Source organism: Lentzea flaviverrucosa, from assembly GCF_003350445.1.
GTDB lineage: Bacteria > Actinomycetota > Actinomycetes > Mycobacteriales > Pseudonocardiaceae > Lentzea > Lentzea californiensis.
This window is the reverse complement of the sequence record NZ_QQAU01000022.1, coordinates 39,140-56,365: the sequence shown is the minus strand read 5'-3', so window position 1 is coordinate 56,365 and position 17,226 is coordinate 39,140. Positions and strand designations below refer to the sequence as shown.

General features: G+C 71.5%; 16 protein-coding genes. 7 read left to right on the top strand and 9 right to left on the bottom strand.

Annotated features, from left to right (window positions below):
- Window positions 1–12: 12 nt before the first annotated feature.
- The 3 genes from DFR72_RS43280 to DFR72_RS43270 form a co-directional block, all read right to left on the bottom strand.
- Window positions 13–939 (bottom strand): hypothetical protein, encoded by a 927-nt coding sequence (locus DFR72_RS43280; RefSeq protein ID WP_090073673.1) that lies wholly within the window; start codon window positions 937–939, stop codon window positions 13–15.
- Between the two features lie 135 nt (window positions 940–1,074).
- Complete coding sequence (locus DFR72_RS43275; RefSeq protein ID WP_090073676.1) at window positions 1,075–2,391, bottom strand: cytochrome P450; 1,317 nt, start codon at window positions 2,389–2,391, stop codon at window positions 1,075–1,077.
- Window positions 2,392–2,523: 132 nt separating this feature from the next.
- The gene (locus DFR72_RS43270) at window positions 2,524–3,711 is read right to left on the bottom strand and encodes a GNAT family N-acetyltransferase (protein ID WP_090073678.1); all 1,188 of its coding nucleotides are present in this window, start codon (window positions 3,709–3,711) and stop codon (window positions 2,524–2,526) included.
- A 62-nt stretch (window positions 3,712–3,773) separates the two neighbouring features.
- Here DFR72_RS43270 and DFR72_RS43265 point away from each other — a divergent pair, with 62 nt between their 5' ends.
- Window positions 3,774–4,511, top strand: a complete 738-nt coding sequence (locus DFR72_RS43265) for a class I SAM-dependent methyltransferase (protein WP_170176672.1) — start codon at window positions 3,774–3,776, stop codon at window positions 4,509–4,511.
- On the opposite strand, the gene DFR72_RS43260 is transcribed toward DFR72_RS43265, so the two are convergent.
- The 4 genes from DFR72_RS43260 to DFR72_RS43245 all read right to left on the bottom strand — a co-directional run bounded on the left by DFR72_RS43260 (window position 4,512) and on the right by DFR72_RS43245 (window position 8,908).
- Window positions 4,512–5,261 (bottom strand): DUF899 family protein, encoded by a 750-nt coding sequence (locus DFR72_RS43260; RefSeq protein WP_090073683.1) that lies wholly within the window; start codon window positions 5,259–5,261, stop codon window positions 4,512–4,514.
- Window positions 5,262–5,483: 222 nt separating this feature from the next.
- Window positions 5,484–5,705, bottom strand: coding sequence for a hypothetical protein (locus DFR72_RS43255; protein WP_143087010.1), 222 nt, complete (start codon window positions 5,703–5,705; stop codon window positions 5,484–5,486).
- A gap of 28 nt (window positions 5,706–5,733) precedes the next feature.
- Complete coding sequence (locus DFR72_RS43250; protein WP_090073686.1) at window positions 5,734–7,305, bottom strand: ABC-F family ATP-binding cassette domain-containing protein; 1,572 nt, start codon at window positions 7,303–7,305, stop codon at window positions 5,734–5,736.
- Window positions 7,298–8,908, bottom strand: coding sequence for an ABC-F family ATP-binding cassette domain-containing protein (locus DFR72_RS43245; RefSeq protein WP_090073688.1), 1,611 nt, complete (start codon window positions 8,906–8,908; stop codon window positions 7,298–7,300). Before DFR72_RS43245 ends, DFR72_RS43250 begins: the two co-directional genes overlap by 8 nt.
- A 216-nt stretch (window positions 8,909–9,124) precedes the next feature.
- Between DFR72_RS43245 and DFR72_RS43240 the strand changes: the two genes are divergently transcribed.
- From DFR72_RS43240 to DFR72_RS43220, 5 genes are read left to right on the top strand one after another with little or no spacing between them, the layout of a single operon-like run.
- Window positions 9,125–10,048: a patatin-like phospholipase family protein gene (locus DFR72_RS43240; protein WP_090073692.1), complete on the top strand. Its 924-nt coding sequence runs from the start codon at window positions 9,125–9,127 to the stop codon at window positions 10,046–10,048.
- Window positions 10,049–10,106: 58 nt separating this feature from the next.
- Window positions 10,107–10,682: a TetR/AcrR family transcriptional regulator gene (locus DFR72_RS43235; protein WP_170176671.1), complete on the top strand. Its 576-nt coding sequence runs from the start codon at window positions 10,107–10,109 to the stop codon at window positions 10,680–10,682.
- Window positions 10,679–12,076, top strand: coding sequence for an amidase (locus DFR72_RS43230; RefSeq protein ID WP_090073696.1), 1,398 nt, complete (start codon window positions 10,679–10,681; stop codon window positions 12,074–12,076). Before DFR72_RS43235 ends, DFR72_RS43230 begins: the two co-directional genes overlap by 4 nt.
- On the top strand, window positions 12,073–12,939 hold the full coding sequence (locus DFR72_RS43225; RefSeq protein ID WP_090073698.1) for an alpha/beta fold hydrolase: 867 nt from the start codon (window positions 12,073–12,075) through the stop codon (window positions 12,937–12,939). The genes DFR72_RS43230 and DFR72_RS43225 overlap by 4 nt, the downstream gene beginning before the upstream one ends.
- A gap of 4 nt (window positions 12,940–12,943) precedes the next feature.
- Window positions 12,944–14,416: an amidase gene (locus DFR72_RS43220; protein ID WP_090073702.1), complete on the top strand. Its 1,473-nt coding sequence runs from the start codon at window positions 12,944–12,946 to the stop codon at window positions 14,414–14,416.
- Here the strand turns inward: DFR72_RS43220 and DFR72_RS43215 are convergent.
- Window positions 14,406–15,359 carry an alpha/beta fold hydrolase gene (locus tag DFR72_RS43215; protein WP_090073704.1) on the bottom strand — a complete coding sequence of 318 codons (954 nt, stop codon included), beginning with the start codon at window positions 15,357–15,359 and terminating at the stop codon, window positions 14,406–14,408. The genes DFR72_RS43220 and DFR72_RS43215 overlap by 11 nt on opposite strands.
- A gap of 67 nt (window positions 15,360–15,426) precedes the next feature.
- Here DFR72_RS43215 and DFR72_RS43210 point away from each other — a divergent pair, with 67 nt between their 5' ends.
- Window positions 15,427–16,014, top strand: coding sequence for an XRE family transcriptional regulator (locus DFR72_RS43210; RefSeq protein WP_090073707.1), 588 nt, complete (start codon window positions 15,427–15,429; stop codon window positions 16,012–16,014).
- Here DFR72_RS43210 and DFR72_RS43205 read toward each other — a convergent pair.
- Window positions 16,001–17,218: an MFS transporter gene (locus DFR72_RS43205; RefSeq protein ID WP_090073709.1), complete on the bottom strand. Its 1,218-nt coding sequence runs from the start codon at window positions 17,216–17,218 to the stop codon at window positions 16,001–16,003. The two genes, DFR72_RS43210 and DFR72_RS43205, sit on opposite strands and share 14 nt — an antisense overlap.
- Window positions 17,219–17,226 lie beyond the last annotated feature (8 nt).

Below are 17,226 nucleotides of genomic sequence, written 5' to 3'. Positions count from 1 at the left end.
GTCGCGTCGTCATCAGCCCACGGGCGGGGCCATGTCGAACCAGTTGAAGCCCTCCACCAGGACCGTGGTGGTCGACGTGGAGCCCGCCGTGGTGAGCTGCCAGCGGGTCACCGTGCGGTAGGTGCCCGGCGTGAGGCTCTCGTCGGTGTCGGTGTCCGGGTTGTCGGTCACCGGGCTGTACTCGTAGACGGACCTCTTCGTCAGCGTCGCGGTGACCGTTGAGTACGCGGACTGCGTCTTGAGGTAGTCACCGACGCCGTGGTCGGCCGCCTTGGCCGGGTCCATGTAGCGGACCTGCACGGTGTTGCCGCCGAACGACCCGTCGACCGCGGTGACCGTGACGAGGTGCCCGCCGCCCCGCTGCAGGCTGTTCTGCGGACCGGCCGAGTAACGGCCGTAGAGCATCTGCAGCGGCCCGCGGGCGAGCCTCTTCGCCATGTCACCGCCGAAGTCCGCGTTGCCGTGCGGGCTGATGCCCTCGGTGGCGGTGCTCCAGCCCGCGTCACGGGCGGGCTTGGTCGCGATGGTCCACGCGGTCCGCAGGTTGCTCAGCTTCGTGCCCTTGCTGGTGTACTTCGCGTCGACGCCGATCCGGCCGACGGAGTTGGTGATGATGTTGTGGTCGGCCGGGTCCTTCGGGTCGAGGTTCTTGACCTTCGTGGTCAGCCAGCCGACCGGCGCGTTCCTGTCGTGGGCCCAGTGGTGCAGCACGTTGTAGAGCGACGACGGCCCGCAGTAGGAGCCACCGTTGTTCTCCAGACCCGCGCGGTACTGGTCGACGTCGCTGACCCCGCACTGCTTCACCGAGAAGTCCGCACCGGCGAGGTCGGCGACCTTCACGCACGGCACGGGCTGGCCGATGATCGGGTCCGCGGCGGCCACGGCCGGGAGTGCGATGGTCGAGAGGGTGGCGGCGGCGATGATGGCCTGGCGGATCATGGTCTCTACCTTCCGTTCGCGGAATGCGGTGGTAGGCAAAGACTGTTCGATCGTGAACGCGAAGGCATGAGGGATGGACCCTCAACCCCGACGGCGAAAAGTTGGGTGTATCAGGCCATCCCCCACGCGCCTCCGTCAAAGAACCTGCTGGATCGGGCTGGGCTGCGCGCCGAGGTGCATCGGCATCGAATGCAGCCCGTAGACGATCGAGAGCTTGCGGAACGACAGGTCGCCCGGCGCGACCGCGAGGCGCATCTCCGGGAACCGCTTGACGAGCGCCGGGTAGGCGATCCGCAGCTCCATCTTCGCGAGCTCGGCGCCGATGCAGCGGTGCGCGCCGTAGCCGAACGCGAGGTGCTGGCCCGCGGGACGCTCCGGGACGATGACGTCGGGGCTGGGGTACGCGCTCGGGTCGCGGTTCGCCTGGGACAGCGAGCACGCCACGATGTCGCCCGCCTTGATCTTCGTGCCGGCGACCTCGATGTCGTGGCGCGCGATCCGCAGGAACGCCACCGACACGACGCTCAGGTGCCGCAGCAGCTCGTCGACCAGCCCGTTCACGGCCTTGTCGTCGCCGAGCGCCTGTTCGCGCAGGCCGGGGTCGCGCAGCAGCGCGAGGGTGCCGAGCGAGATCATGCTCGCCGTCGTCTCGAACCCGCCGGTGAGCAGGCCGTCCGCGAGGCCCGCGAGCTCGTCGTCGCCCAGGTCGTCGCCGTGCTTGCGGACGAGCTCGCCGAGCAGCCCGTCGGTCGGGGCCAGCCGCTGGGCCCGCACGAGCTCCCGGAAGTAGACGATCGACTCGGACACGGCCGACAGCGACGTCGTGGCCGCGCCGCCGAGGTCGAACCGCGAGACGCTGCGGCGCTGGAACTCCTCGCGCTCACTCGCGGGCACGCCCAGCAGCTCGCAGATCGTGAGCGCCGGCACGGTCATCGCGAAGTGCTCGACGAGGTCGACGGGACCGTCCTTCATGGACATCAGGTCGAGCTGGTCCGCCACGATCGCCTCGATCCGCGGCACGAGCCGGGAGAGGCGGCGCATGGTGAACTCCGGCGTCAGCACCTTGCGCAGCCGCGTGTGCTCCGGCGGGTCGCTGAACCCGAGCCCGCCCGGCGCCTCGTCCGAGAACAGCCCGAGCTCGCGCAGGTGCCCGAAGTCGTTGCTGAACGCCACGGAGTCCGCGAGCACCTGCTTGGACGCCTCGTAGCCCGTCACCAGCCACACCGTCACGGGCAGCGGCAGCCTCGTCACCGGGCCGTGGGCCTGCATCCGCGCCATCTCCGGCACGGGGTCCAAGCCGTTGCGCCGCAGCGGAGCGAGCACCCGGGAGGGCACGAACCAGGACGACTCGAGGTCGAACCCGGTCTTGCTGAGGTGTGCGAGGAACCGCTTCCCCATCCACTCGGTCACGCGCGACCGGACGTCGGTCGCTGACTGCAGAACTTCCCACATGACGCGGCTGTCCCTCCGGCGGAAAGGGGGTTACGGCTGACGGTGTCCAACGGAACGGACAATAACGACGTGGCCGCCCGCTCGCGTCATACCTGGGCCTAACGCGCCGTCATACTTTGGTCCAGACGTGTGTCAGAACCAGTGCAGACAATGCGGAGGGCGTTCGGCACGGAACAGAGCGTCAGCTTTCACAACTGATCCGTGCGCCTTCACATGTCCGGCGCGCACGAGAGTACTGGGCGTCGTTCCTCCCAGGTAGACCGAGCCCAGGTCACGCACGTCCAGGGAGAGGTCCGGATCACGGGTCGTCTCCACGCATTCGGCCATCCCGCCCTCGACGGTCAGCAGATACCGGTGGTGCTCCCCGAGGAACGGGTCGTCGACGTCGAGCACGATCTCACCGTCGGTGAGCCAGCCACGCGCGGTGAGCGCCCTCGGCACGTCCAGCAGCCGCACCCAGAGCCAGTCCATCTCGCCGCTCGTCGGGCCCGCGTCGAAGTCCGCGAGCACCCACCGCAACGGATGGTCCGTGGGGACGTGCTTGAACACCACCTCGGTCACCAGGTCGTGGTCCAGCGCGAACCGGGCCAGCGCCGCGAACACGGCGTCGTCGGCGGTGATGACCTCGTCGATGGTCAGCGTGCCGTTGTCGAGCACGTAGGTGGTGTAGCCGTCCGGGACGCCGTGAGCGTCGCGGTGCACGGCGACGTAGCGCGGCGCGGGCGCGACGGGAGGCATTCCCGCGCCCAGGGCCCACCACCGGTGCGGCCTCGACAACGCGCCGGGCTGGGTGCGGCGGTAGCGGTCGTAGACCTCCCCCATGATCTCCGTGGCCTCGGACCGGGGGAGGACCTCGATCGCGCTCCAATGCACCTGGGTCCTGAAGGCGCTCTGCGCGCGCTGCACGGTCATGCGGCGCGTGTAGGTAGCCGGGCCGTAACCGAACCTGCCGTAGATCCCGCCCTCGGTCGCCAGCAGCACGGAGAGGAACTCGCCGCTGTCCCGCAGTGCGCCGAGCTGGTACCGCATCATCGCGGTGAGGACGCCCTGCCGCCGGTGCGTCGGCAGCACGCCGACCGAGGTGATCCCGGCCGCAGGGGCGAGGACCGAGCCGGGCAACGTGAGTTCGAACGGGTACGAGATGGCCGTTCCGACGGCCCTGCCCGCCGTCTCGGCGATGACACCGCGGTCCATCTCGAAGGCCGACCACCAGACACCACCGCCGTGGGCGTCCGGTGTCTCGGGGAAGCGCCCGAACGCGGTGTGGACGGTGCGGAGGAAGACGTCGAGGTCCTGCGCTGTCGTGGAACGGATCTGCACGCGCCACAGTGGACCGGGCGAAAGCCACGAGCACAAACGCGTTTTCTGGCAAGGTCTGCGCGGTGACGAGTGCTGAGGACTTCGACCGCTGGTACGCCGATCGGGCCACCTCGCCGCTGGCCGATGACCTGGTGCGCCGGACGCTCGGCCTCCCGCCGGGCCTCGAGTCGACCAGTCTGCTCGGCGGGCAGGGCCTCGACGAGGTCGTGCCGGCACTGCGCCTGGCGGCGGGCCGGGTGCTGCTGGACCTCGCGTGCGGGCGGGGCGGGTACGGACTGGAGATCGCGCGCCGCACCGGGTGCCGCCTGGTCGGTGTGGACTTCTCCGCCGTGGTCGTCGACCAGGCCAGGAAGGCCAGCGACGGCGGCGACTTCCGGGTCGGCACGCTGACCGCCACCGGCCTGAGCACGGCCTCCGTGGACGCGGTGCTGGTCGTCGACTCCGTGCAGTTCGCGGAGTCCAAGCCGGACGCGCTGCGGGAGTGCCTGCGCGTCCTGCGCCCCGGCGGACGGCTCGTCATCACCTGCTGGCAGGCGGCCGAGCCCGCGGACGAGCGCGTCTGGCGCCGCATCCGCGAGCTCGACCTGGCCCGTCAGCTCCCCGAGGCCGGCTTCGCCGACGTCGAGGTGGTCGACCGGCCGGAGTGGCGGGAGCAGGAGAAGCGGATGTGGGAGGAGGCTCTCGCCACCGACGCACCCGGCGACCCCGCGATGGCGTCGATGCGGAAGGAGGCGCGGAGCGTCCTGGAGACCTTCGACCGGAAGCGCCGCGTCCTCGCCACCGCGACCCGACCCCGCTGATCAGTGGCAGTGGCCCTGCCGCCCCAGGGTCCGCACCGGCGTCGCACCCGGCCGCGTCCACTGCGGCACGGGCCTGCTGTCCTCACCCCAGCTGGAGTCGCCGTCGGCGTTCGTCCGCCAGAACCACCCCGCCTCCCGCGGCGCGGGCCAGCCCTCCGGGTGCTGCTCCCAGACCTCGCCACGCCCGTACACGGTCATGTCGAGCAGCCCCAGCGACCCGTTGACCCGCTCACAACCGCGCCCGGTCGTGGAGTAGGTGAGGAACGTGCGGTCACCATCGCGCAGGTAGCTGGTCAGGTACCCCATGTCGCCGCCGGCGGGACCGTCCACTCCGCGCACGGAGTACCACGGCTGGGCGTAGCCCATGAACTCCACGAACGGCGCCACCTCTTCCCACTCCCCGGTGGTCAGCATCGCGAACGAGACCCCGCGCGCGTTGAGGTACGCGGCGTCGTCGAAGTGCCACGGCACGTGGGTGCACCCCTCGCACTGCCCCTGGTGAGGCGCGCCGTCCCACCACATGTGCTTGTAGACGACGAGCTCGTCACGCCCCTGGAACAGCTCCACGAACGGCACGGCCCCCTCAGCGCCGACGACCTCGACCTTGCCGTCGAACTCGACCATCGGCAGCTTCCGGCGTTCGGCCGCGATCGCGTCACCCTCGCGGGTGTGGGCCTTCTCGCGGACCAGCAGCGCGTCACGGGCCTGCTGCCAGGTGGCGAGGTCGGCGGCGGGCGGGCGTCCGGTCATGATCAGTCCTCCGTGGTGTGCGGGTGAGTCCTTGCACAACCACGTCGAAGCTGGTTCCGCCGTCTCGACATCACTCGCCGGACCGAGATCGGTACGGCCGTCCCCGGCGCGGGCCAGGTCTCCCCTGTCTGCGGATGCCCGGGGCACCATCGGGAGATCGGCTCGGGCGGTCTTGCCTGGCCCGGCCGGCACCCGAGGTCCGCGGAGTTCGTCCTGGCCGCCTCAGCGCGTCGAGATGCCCCGGAACAGGTCAGCAACAGGCCCGTCCGCGGCGGCCACAGGCGCGTCCCGCGCGGCGAGCGCGACCACGTCTGCGATCCCCACGCGCCTGGGCCACCACAGGCCGCTATCAGTCAGCGGCACCCTGTCCCGGTCGAACGCATCCCACGGCCGCACCGGGTCCGGCTCACCGGCAACCTGCACGGCACCGGGTGCGAAGCGCACCACCGCGCACAGTGGTCCACCGAGACTCTCACAGCCCGATCTCCGCGCCCTCCCACCGGCGTCGCAGCCACCGGTCGTGGCTCGCCAGCACGATCGCCCCCGGACCCGGCCCCAGCGCGTCCTCCATCTCGTCGCACAGGGTCGGCGACAGGTGGTTGGTCGGCTCGTCGAGCAGCAGCAGGTGCGGCGGGTTCGCCACGAGCAACGCCAGCGCGAGGCGGCGTTGCTGGCCCACCGACAGCGCGCCGACGGGCTTGCCCAGGTCCCACTTGTGCAGCAGCCCCAACGACTCCAGCGGCACCTGCGCGATCCGTTCGGCACCGAGTGCGCGGCCGTACGTGGCTCGCGCGGTGAGGCGGGGGTTCGCGAACGACGTGTCCTGGTCGAGCAGCCCGACGCGGACGCCGGGAGACCGCCGCACGCCCGAGGCCGGGAGGCGGCCGGCCAGGACGAGCAGCAACGTCGACTTGCCTGCGCCGTTCGGGCCCGTCACGAGCAGGCGGTCGCCGTCGCGCACGTCGAGGAAGTCGAGTGCGAGGCGGCCGGGGACCCTGATCTGCCGCAGCGACACCAGGTCCTCCGCCTGCAGCGCGACCGTGTCCGGTGCGAACCGCAGCGGGCGCGGGGGAGCGGGCACGGCGTCGCGTTCCAGCTCTTCGAGGCGGCGGGTGGCGTTGCGGACGCGGCGGGAGATCTGGCTCTGCACGCGGTTCGCGCGCACGCCGTAGCCCATCTTGTCGCTGTCGCGCATGGCCCGGTTCGGTGCGACGCGGCCCGCGATCAGGCCCAGCGAGTCGCGCACCGAGGCCAGTTCCTCCTGTTCCTCGGCGTGGCGGCGTTCCCAGCGGTCGCGGTCGGCGCGCTTCTGCCGCAGGTAGTCGGTGTAGGTGCCGCCGAAGCGGACCGGGCCGTCCACCGCGGGGTCGAGGTCGACGAGGTCGGTGCACACCGCGTCGAGGAACGCCCTGTCGTGGCTCGCCAGCACGACGATGCCGGGCAGGGCGCGCAGCTGCTCCTCCAGGAACGCGGCCGCGTCGTCGTCCAGGTGGTTCGTGGGCTCGTCCAGCAGCAACGCGGCCGGGCGCCGGATCACCAGCGCGGCCAGGTCGAGGCGGCGCCGCTGACCGCCGGACAACGACCCGAGCGTGCGGTCGTGAGCCACTTCGCCGAGCCCGAGTCCGGCGAGGACGATGCCGGCCCGGCGGTCCGCGTCCCAGGCCTCGTGCCGCTGCGCGAGCTCCAGGCGTTCCGAGTACTCCTCCAGGTAGGCGGGGTCGGCGACCAGCGCTCCCAGCCGTTCCAGCTCGGCCAGGTCCTCCCGCGCCTCGGCCAGCGCGTCGTCCAGGACCTCGGCGACCGTCGCGGAGTCCGGGAACGGCATCTCCTGGCGCAGGAAACCCAGGTCCGGCGGTCTCGTGACGACACCGCCGTCGGGCTGGTCGACGCCCGCGAGCAGCCGCAGCAGCGTCGACTTGCCCGCGCCGTTCTCGCCGATCAGTCCGATGCGGTGGCCGGGTGCCGCGGTCAGCGACACCCCGTCGAGCACGCGCCGGCCACCGAACCCGCGCACCAGTTCGGTGGCGACCAGTGCCTCAGCCATGGGTGGCCTCCAGCAGCTTGCCGTCCTCCAGGCGCAGCCGGCGGTCGATCCTCACCTCGCTCAGGAACCGTTCGTCGTGGCTGACGACGACGAACGCGCCCCGGTACGCGTTCAGCGCGCTCTCCAGCTGCCCGGCGCTGACCAGGTCGAGGTTGTTCGTCGGTTCGTCCAGCAACAGCAGCTGCGGCGCCGGTTCGGCGAACAGGACGCACGCCAGCGTGGCGCGCAGCCGTTCGCCGCCGGACAGCACGCCGACCGGCAGGTGCGCGCGCGTGCCGCGGAACAGGAAGCGCGCCAGCAGGTTCATCCGCTCGGCAGGGGGCATCGCCGGGGCGAACGCGGCCAGGTTCTCCGCCACCGTGCGCGAGTCGTCGAGCAGGTCCAGCCGCTGCGACAGGTACGCGACCCGGCCGTCGGCCCGTTTCACCTCACCGCTGTCCGGCGCCAGGGAACCGTGGACCACCCGCAGCAGCGTCGACTTGCCGGCGCCGTTCGGGGCGGCGAGCGCGATGCGTTCCGGCCCCCGGATCGCCAGCGAGAGGTCGTCGAACAGGTCCCGCACCCGGATGTCCGTGCCGAGGAACAGCGTGCGGCCCGCCGGCACCGCCGTCTGCGGCAGCTCCAGGCTGATCTTCTGCTCTTCCTTCAACGCCCGTTCGGCCTGGTCGAGCTTCGAGCGGGCCGCGCCGAGCCGGTTCGCGTGCGTGCCGTCGGCCTTGGCCGCCGACACCTCCGCGTTGCGCTTCATGGTGCCCGCGAAGATCTTCGGCAGCCCTGCGTTCGAGAGGGTGCGCTGCGCGTTGGACGCCCTGCGCGCGGCACGTTCGCGGGCCTGCTGCATCTCCCGCTTCTCGCGCTTGACCTCCTGCTCGGCGCTGCGGATGTTCTTCTCGGCGACCTCGCGCTCGGCCGCCACAGCCTCCTCGTACTCGCTGAAGTTCCCGCCGTAGAACCGGATCTCACCGCCGTCGAGCTCCGCGATCCGGTCCATCCGGTCGAGCAGCGCCCGGTCGTGGCTCACCACGAGCAGGCACCCGCGCCAGTCGTCCAGCACGTCGTAGAGCCGGTGCCGGGCGTCCAGGTCGAGGTTGTTGGTCGGTTCGTCGAGCAGCAGCACGTCCGGCTGCTTCAGCAACTGGGCCGCGAGCCCCAGCGAGATGACCTGCCCGCCGCTCAGCGTGCCGAGCGGCCGGTCGAGCGCGAGGTCACCGAGCCCGAGCCGGTCGAGCTGGGCGCGCGTGCGTTCCTCCAGGTCCCAGTCGGTGCCGATGGTGGTGAAGTGCTCCTCGCCGACGTCACCGGACTCGACGGCCGCGATGGCGCGCAGCACGTCCGCGACACCGAGCACCTCGGCCACGGTCAGCCCGGCGGTGAGCGGCAGGTCCTGCGGGAGGTAGCCGAGGACGCCCTCGACGGACACGCTGCCTCCGGATTGCGCCAAAGCGCCCGCCACGAGCTTGAGCAGCGTCGACTTCCCGGCACCGTTCGGGGCGACGAGACCGGTGCGCCCGCCCGGCACCGAGACGGACAGGCCGTCGAACACAGGGGTGTCGTCCGGCCAGGAGAAGGACAGGGACGACACGACGATGAATGCGTCGGACATGGGTGTGAGACCTCAGGAATGTGCCGCGCGCGCAACGAGCGCGCGTGTGGAAAAGGGGACGACTGAACGGCCATCGCGGACGATGGCCTGTCACATCCAGGGCTCACCCTGAGATGTCGTCTTCACCCACCAGCACGTCGAGCTCCTCATCGAGGGCGGTTGATCTCACTTCCACAGTAGCAGCGTCCCCGGAGGTCCGCAGATAGTGTTTTCGTCATGACGGTTCTCGAGTTGCTGCGCGAGCGCAAGCAGCATCAAAGCGTTCCAGGGCAACGGAACGACGACGCGCGGCTCGTCCTGCTGGTCGAGGGCGGGAGCTCGCGCGGTGTCTACTCCAGCGGGATGACCGTCGCGATCGAACGGCTCGGGCTGCTGCCGTTGTTCGACGCCGTCTACGGCAGTTCGGCGGGCTCGCTGAACGCGGCCTGGCTGCTGTGCGGCCGGGCGGACAGCAGCAAGCACGCCTGGTGGGACCCGGCCGTCATGCGCGCCACCATCAACCCGAGGCGCGCGTTCACCCGGCGGCCGGTCGTGGACACCCACCACCTCGTCCACACCGTCTACACGCAGGTGCATCCGATGGGGTTCCAGGAGATCCTCGACAGTCCCGTCGAGTTCCACCCGATGACCACGGACGGGCTCACCGGTGACGCGGTCGACCTGCACGGGTACGTGCGCGACCAGCTGAGCCTGCAGACCGCGCTGCGGGCGTCGGCCGCGATGCCGTTCCTCGCGGGCGATCCCGTCCGGATCGACGGCCGCCCGTACGTGGACGCCGGGCTGAGCGAGACGATCCCCGTCGGCACGGCGATCTCGCAGGGGGCGACGCACGTCGTCGCACTGCGCACGCGGCGCGAGGACGAGTTCCTCGGCGTGCCACCGTCCCGTGGCGAACGCTTCGTGCTGTCGCGCTGGTTCGCCCGGCACGCACCGGGAGTCGTGGCGAACTGGTTGCGCCGCGAGGAGATCAGGGCCAAGGACGAGGAGCTGCTCGCCACCCACCCCGCCTGCCTGCAGATCCGGCCACCGCTGGGCAGCGCGGTGATCGGCCGCACGGAACGCCGCCGGCGCGTCATGCAGGACGCGCTGGACGTCGGGGTCGAGGCCGCGATGAGCCACCTGGGCAACGGGCACTTGTGATGCCGTGCCGGGAGCCCTACGGTATCGCTACAACTTGTAGTGAATTGGAGGGGTGCCGGTGGCAGGGCGTCCGCGGGATCCCGATCTCGAACAGCGACTGCTGGCGACGGCGTGGTCGCTGCTGACCTCGCACGGCTACGACGCGCTGACGTTGACGCAGGTCGCGGCCCAGTCCGGTGCGCACAGGACGGACGTCTACCGGCGCTGGCGCAGCAAGGTGCGGCTGGTGGCGGACGTGCTCGACGCATACCTACCACCGGTGCCGGACCCCGACACGGGCACGTTGCACGGTGACCTCAGGGCGTTCGCGCAGGACCTGGCGGGTGCCTGGGACGAGCCGTGGAACGACGGCCTGGTCGGCTTCCTGGCGGACCTGCGCGGTGACGCCGAGGCCGGGCGGACGTTCCGCGCCCTCGCCGTGCGCCGGTCACAGCCGCTGGTCGACGCGATCGCGCGGGCCGTGCGGCGCGGGGAGATCACCGAGGTGCCGGAGCTGCCGTTCGTCGGCAACCTGCTGGAGGGCCCGGTGATGCACCGGCGGATGTTCGGTGGCGCACCGATGACGCCCGAGGAGCTCGACGTGGTCACGTGGTCGGTGCACCGCCTGCTGACCGGAACCACCGTGAAGCCATGAGCCTGCACGAACTCACGGCCGCGCAGCAGATCGAGGCGTTGCGCGCCAAGGAGATCAGCTCCCGCGAACTGACCGCGCACTACCTCGCCCGAGTCGAACGGCACTCCGGGCTCGGCGCGTTCGTGACGATCAACGAGAACGCGCTCGACGAGGCCGCACGCGCGGACGAGCGGCTGGCCGGGGGAGACCGGGCCGCGCTGCTCGGACTGCCGCTGGGCATCAAGGACCTCGCCGCGACGGCGGGCATCCGCACGACGCTCGGGTCCGCGGCGCTGGCGGACCGCGTGCCGCAGGAGGACTCCTGGACGGCAGGGCTGCTGCGCCGGGCCGGAGCGGTGGTGCTGGGCAAGACGAACACCTCGGAGTTCGGCGCGACCTGCTACACCGAGAACGACGTCACCCCGAGTCCGGCCGTGACCCCTTATGCCCCAACGCGGTACTCGAGCGGCTCCAGCGGTGGCGCGGCCACGGCGGTCGCGGCGGGACTGCTGCCCGTCGCGCACGCCAGCGACGGCGCGGGGTCGATCCGCACGCCCGCGGCGACCTGCCACCTGGTCGGGATGAAGCCGAGCCGCGGCCTGGTGAGCCCGGCGCCCGCCACGTCGTTCCTGCTCGCGAGCACCGAGGGGCCGATCGCGCGGACCGTCGAGGACGCGGCGCTGCTGCTGGACGTGATGGCGTCGCCCGCACCGGGTGACCTGTACGGGTGGCGCAACGAGGGCAGCTTCGCCTCGGCGCTGACACTCCGGCGCCGGCTGAAGGTCGCGATGTGGACGGACAGCGGCACCGACGAGGACACCGACCCGCAGGCCGAACTGGCCGTGCGGCGGACCGCGGAGGTCCTCACCGCACTCGGTCACGACGTGCGCGAGATCCCGTTGCCGTGGCGCTGGGACCGGCACATGCGGCGGGCGGTCACGCACTGGTTCGCCTACCAGGTCGCCGACGTGGTCAGGAACACGGTGGCGCCGCCGCGGATTCCCCTGCTCCGGCCCTACACGCGGCACCTGCTCGCCACGAACGAGACCTTGAACGTCCAGAGCGTTGTCGCGGGGCAGGCGACGCTCGCCCGCTACGCCAGCGCGTTCCTCGCCGCGGTCGACGACTACGACGTCGTGCTGACGCCCACGAGCAACGGGCCGCCGGTCCCGATCGGCCACTACACCGGCGACGAGGCCGACCTGATGCTGAAGTGGTCCTGCTACACCCCGTGGGCCAACCTGGCCGGAGTACCCGCGATCTCGCTCCCGTCGCATGTGGACGGTGACGGGCTGCCGCACGGCGTGCACCTCGTCGGCCGCGCCCGCGGTGACGCCGAACTGCTCGCTCTCGCCGCACAGCTGGAAAGCGCGGCGCTGTGGGACGAGCTGCACCCGCCGAGCTGGCACCAGTGAGAGGCCTCGTGATGCTGGAGGAGTTCGTCACGCTCCCGGACGGGCGGGGGATCCGCGCGGTCACGGCGGGGGAGGGCCCCGGCCCGCTGATCGTCTTCGAGGCCGGGATGAGCGCGCCCGGTTCGTCCTGGATCCACACCCAGCGCGAGGTGAGCGCCCGCTACCGCACGCTGTCCTACGACCGCGCGGGCTACGGCGGCAGCGACGCCGACCCGCACGACCGCACGCTCGACCGGATCGCGGACGACCTGACCGCGCTGCTCGACGCGCTCGGCGAGACCGAGCCGGTGCTGCTGGTCGGGCACAGCTGGGGCGGCCCGATCATCCGGGTGTTCGCCGACCGGCACCCGGAGCGCGTGGCCGGGATGGTGTTCGTGGACGCGACCCTCGCCGAGATCATGTCGACGCGCAACGCCAAGGTCGCGGCGGGGTTCTTCGGCCTCATGGCCGTGCTGGCCCGCCTGGGGGCCAAGGGGCTGATCAGGCGGCAGGCGTTCCGCAACGGCGTCTCGCCGGAGATCTCCGCGGCCGACGTGGAGGTCATGACGCGCGACTACACGACCGTGCGGGCGATGAAGGCGGGCAGCAGGGAGGCGTCGCAGATCGCGTCGTCCCTGCCGGTGATGCGCCGGGTGCAGGACGCGGGCACCCCGGACGTTCCGACGGTCTGCCTGCAGGCCGGTCTGGTCGAGCGGGGGATGGCCAAGTGGCGCCCGCTGTTCAACCGGTACACGGCAGAGCTGATGGACGCCGTCCCGCGCGGCAGGACGATCGTCGTCGAGGGCGCGGGGCACCTCATCCCGCAGGAGAACCCCGCCGTGGTGCGGGAGACCATCTTCGGGGTGGCCGAGCAGCTACCTTGAGCGCGTGGACTTCGACGAGTACCGGAAGTACGACGCCACCGGGCTGGCCCGGCTCGTCGCGGACAGGCACGTGTCCGCGGCCGAACTCCTCGCGGTGGCGAGGGAACGCGCCGCGGAGGTCAACCCCCGGCTCAACGCGATCGTGCGGGACGTTCCGGCCGAGCCGTCCGACGACCTCACCGGTCCGTTCGCCGGCGTCCCGTTCCTGATCAAGGACCTGGGCCAGGACTACGCGGGCCTGCCGACCTCGAACGGGTCGCTCTCGCTCAAGGGGCTGAAGGTCGCCGGGCACTCGACCGTCGTCCAGCGCTGGATCGACGCCGGCCTGGTGATCTTCGGCAAGACCAACCTGCCGGAGTTCGGCGCCAAGGCGATCAGCGAGTCGACCGTCTGGGGCCCGGCGCGCAACCCCTGGAACCTGGAACGGACTCCCGGCGGTTCTTCGGGTGGCTCGGCGGCCGCGGTCGCGGCCGGGATCGTGCCCTGCGCGGGCGCGAACGACGGCGGCGGCTCGACCCGGATCCCGGCGGCCTGCTGCGGGCTCGTCGGGCTGAAGCCCGGCCGCGGCCTCACGCCGTTCGGGCCGGAGACCGCCGAGATGATGCACGGCGCGGCGGTGCAGGGCGTCGTCTCGCGCACGGTCCGCGACACGGCCGCGATGCTCGACGTCATCTGCGGTGGTGAGCCGGCCGGGCCGTACTCGCCCGCGATGCCGCCGGAGTCGTTCGCCTCCTACGTCGGCCAGGCGCCCGGCCGGCTCCGCATCGGCGTGCGGGTGCCGTCGGCGATCAACCCGGACCCGCACCCCGAGGCGGTCGCGGCCGTCGCGTCGGCCGTCCGCGTGCTCACCGACCTCGGGCACCACGTGGAGGAACTGCCGCAGGCGCCGTTCGACGACGCGGTGCTGGCCAAGGACTTCCTGCTGACGTGGTTCGTGAACCTCGCGTGGAAGGTCGCCGACGCGAAGCGCCTGACCGGGGCGCCGGACCTCGCGTTCGAACGCGACACGCTGCTCATGGCCGCCCTGGGACGGGCCACGAGCAGCGTCGACTACGTGGACGCGGTGCAGCGGCGGCACGAGCACACCCGCCGCCTCAGCACCTACTTCGAGTCCTACGACCTGCTGCTGACGCCGACGCTCGCGACCCCGCCTCCGAAGGTCGGCCAGTTCGACCTGCCGGTGTCGTTGCAGCGGGCGACCGACGTGCTGCTCAAGACCGGCACGGCCCGGTTCCTCAAGCACACCAAGATCGTCGACGACATGATCTCCGAGAACCTGGGCTGGGTGCCGTACACGCAGCTCGCGAACATCACCGGCAGGCCCGCCCTCTCGCTGCCGCTGCACTGGACGGCGGACGGGCTGCCGCTCGGCGTCCAGTTCGTCGCGCCGCTCGCGGGGGAGGCGTTGCTGATCAAGCTCGCGGCGCAGCTCGAAGAGGCGCTGCCGTGGTCCGACCGCATGCCGGTCATGAGCTGAGGAAGCGCAGCAGTTCGGCGGTGACGAACGCCGGGTTCTCCTCGACCAGCCAATGTCCGGCCTTCGGGACGTCGAGCGTGCGCACGATGTTCGTCATCCGCGGCGCGGCCGTGCCCTTGATCGCCTCGGCCTGGCCCTCCGCCGCCATGACCAGGGCCGGAGCCCGCACGGGCCGGGCGGCCTCGGTGTCGCGGACGTCCTGGTCGAGCGCGCGGTACAGCTCGAAGCCGTTCGAGAGGGCGGAGCTGTAGGTGCGCGCGTACTCGTCGATCTCGTCGTCCGCGAACGGCGACTTCGTCGACGTGCCGCCGAACGCGCTGCCCTGGTAGGACACCTGCGGGTAGAAGAGCGCGAGGTAGTCGCGGACGTCGTCGCGGACGACCGCCTCGGGGACCTCCGGCTGCGAGTGGAACGCGATGTGCCAGCTGAGCGTGCGGTAGGTGCGCGCGTCGATCGCCGGGCCAGGTAGCGGCAGGTCGAGGTAGCCCAGGCGGGCGGTGTCCTCGGGGAACTGGCTGGCGTACTGGAACGCGACCGCCGCGCCGAGGTCGTGGCCGACGATCGCGGCGTCGCGGAGGCCGAGCCGGCTGGTCAGCGCGTGGACGTACCGCGCGAGGGTGGCCTTGTCGTAAGCCTTGGGCGTGCCGGTGCTGTCGCCGAGTCCGGGCAGGTCGAGCGCGTAGACGGTGTGGCGTTCGGCGAGCGAGGGCATGATCGGCCACCAGCCGTACCAGGTCTGCGGCCAGCCGTGGATCAGCACGACCGGGCTGCCGCTGCCGCCCGTCACGTAGTGCATCCGCACGCCCTCGACGTCGGCGAACTCGTGCCGGAAGGTCTTCTGGAAGGCCGGGTCGTTCTGGGTGACGGCGGCGTGCGCCGGGGTCTCCTGGGGTGTGGCACAGGCCGTGATGAGGAGCAGCAGGGCGAGTACTAGGCGTTTCATGCGGTCAGCTTCGGCTGAGGTTGCTGGATCTGGCACGAAAACTTGCCAGTGTGGCAAGCTCGGCCCGGTGAACCGCGAAACCGAGGACGTTCTGGACGGGGTGGGCGCGCGGCTGCGCACTCTGCGCCGGCACCGCGGCATCACGCTCGCCGACCTCGCGACGACCACGGGGATCTCCGAGAGCACCCTGTCGCGGCTGGAGAGCGGGCAGCGCCGGGCGACCCTGGAACTGCTGCTGCCGTTGTCGCGCGTCTACGACGTGCCGCTGGACGACCTCGTCGGCGCCCCGCGGACCGGCGACCCGCGCATCCACCTCAAGCCGATCCACAAGTACGGCATGACGTTCGTGCCGTTGTCGCGGCGGCCGGGCGGCGTGCAGTCGTTCAAGATGCTCATCCCGGCCGTGCCTGAGCCGTTGGAGCCCACTCTGCAGACGCACGACGGGTTCGAGTGGCTCTACGTCCTGAACGGACGGTTGCGGCTCGTGCTCGACGACCTCGACCTGACGTTGCCGCCGGGTGAGGCCGCCGAGTTCGACACCTCGAAGCCGCACTGGCTGGGCAGCGCCGACGGCGGCGCGGTCGAGCTGCTGATCCTGTTCGACCCCCAGGGGGTGCGCACGCACGTCCACGCCGACCGGGTCAGCCCCGGTTGACCCGCACCACCGCGACCACGCTGACCAGCGTCACGATCGCGACGGCGATCCCGTAGCCGATCGCCATGGTCGCCGCGCCGACGACACCGACGAACAGCCCCGCGATGATCGCCGAGCTGCCCATCGCGAGGTAGCCGACGAAGAAGATCGCCGTGAACAGCCCGGCGCGCTCGTGCGGTGCGACCTCGGGCACGAGCCCGCGGGTGGTGCCGGCGAACGAGGCCCCGATGCCGCCGCCGCCCACGATCGCGGCGGCCCAGAGCAGGGGCAGCGAGGTGGCGCCGATGCTGCCGATGAACAGCACGGCCCCGGCGACCATCGCGATCGTCCCGCCGAGCCGCAACCGCGGTGCCTTGACACCGCTGGAGAACGCGGAGGCCACAGTGGACGCTCCGAGCGCGACGAAGGCCAGCAGCGAACCGACGATCGGGCTCTGCACGGCGAACACCGCGACCAGCAGCGCGGGCACGAGTCCCATGAACGCCGTCATCGTCATGAACCCGCCGACGATGCCGGGAACCGAAGTCCAGTAGAGCCTGCGGACCTGGACGGGCAGGGAGATGCGGGGGTTCAGCGAAGCCACGGCGCCCGGCTTGCGCGTCGCGGTCTCCGGCGTGAAGACCGCGAAGATCGTCCCGGCCGCCATGACCACCGCGAGCACCAGCCACACCTCGAAGGTCGCGTCCGAGGCGAACTCCGCCAGCAGACCCGCGAAGAGCGCGCCGATCGCCAGTCCGCCGAGCGGCGCCATGCTGGTCATCTGGGCGCCGAGCTTCTTGAACCGCTCGGGTGCCAGTTCGACGACGGCAGCGCTGAGCGCACTGGACGCGGCACCGGTCGCGACACCCTGCACGACCCGTGCGGCGATCACCCAGCCGATGCTCGGCGCGAACAGGAACATCACCATCGCGACGAGGTCGATGGCCAGCGCCGCGATCATCAACGGCCGCCGTCCCACGTAGTCCGACAGCGATCCGATCACCAGGATCGAGACCAGCAGTGAGAAGGCGTAGATGCCGAACGCGAGGGTCAGCACCCACGGCGCGAACCCCCACTGGTGCTGGTAGATCGGCAGCAACGGGGTCGGGGCGCCGGCCGCCACGAGGATCGCGACCATCGCGGCCGAGATGCCCGCGAAGCCGACTCCGCGGGACAGGAACGGCCGCCGCACAGCCGTGCCGGTGCGATCGAGCAGCGCGGTCATCGCACTTC

Bases quoted from the DNA above. Each gene is read 5' to 3' on its own strand.
- DFR72_RS43280 (WP_090073673.1), bottom strand. From the start codon at position 939: ATGATCCGCCAGGCCATCATCGCCGCCGCCACCCTCTCGACCATCGCA.
- DFR72_RS43275 (WP_090073676.1), bottom strand. From the start codon at position 2,391: ATGTGGGAAGTTCTGCAGTCAGCGACCGACGTCCGGTCGCGCGTGACC.
- DFR72_RS43260 (WP_090073683.1), bottom strand. From the start codon at position 5,261: ATGACCGGACGCCCGCCCGCCGCCGACCTCGCCACCTGGCAGCAGGCC.
- DFR72_RS43250 (WP_090073686.1), bottom strand. From the start codon at position 7,305: ATGGCTGAGGCACTGGTCGCCACCGAACTGGTGCGCGGGTTCGGTGGC.
- DFR72_RS43245 (WP_090073688.1), bottom strand. From the start codon at position 8,908: ATGTCCGACGCATTCATCGTCGTGTCGTCCCTGTCCTTCTCCTGGCCG.
- DFR72_RS43240 (WP_090073692.1), top strand. From the start codon at position 9,125: ATGACGGTTCTCGAGTTGCTGCGCGAGCGCAAGCAGCATCAAAGCGTT.
- DFR72_RS43230 (WP_090073696.1), top strand. From the start codon at position 10,679: ATGAGCCTGCACGAACTCACGGCCGCGCAGCAGATCGAGGCGTTGCGC.
- DFR72_RS43215 (WP_090073704.1), bottom strand. From the start codon at position 15,359: ATGAAACGCCTAGTACTCGCCCTGCTGCTCCTCATCACGGCCTGTGCC.
- DFR72_RS43205 (WP_090073709.1), bottom strand. From the start codon at position 17,218: ATGACCGCGCTGCTCGATCGCACCGGCACGGCTGTGCGGCGGCCGTTC.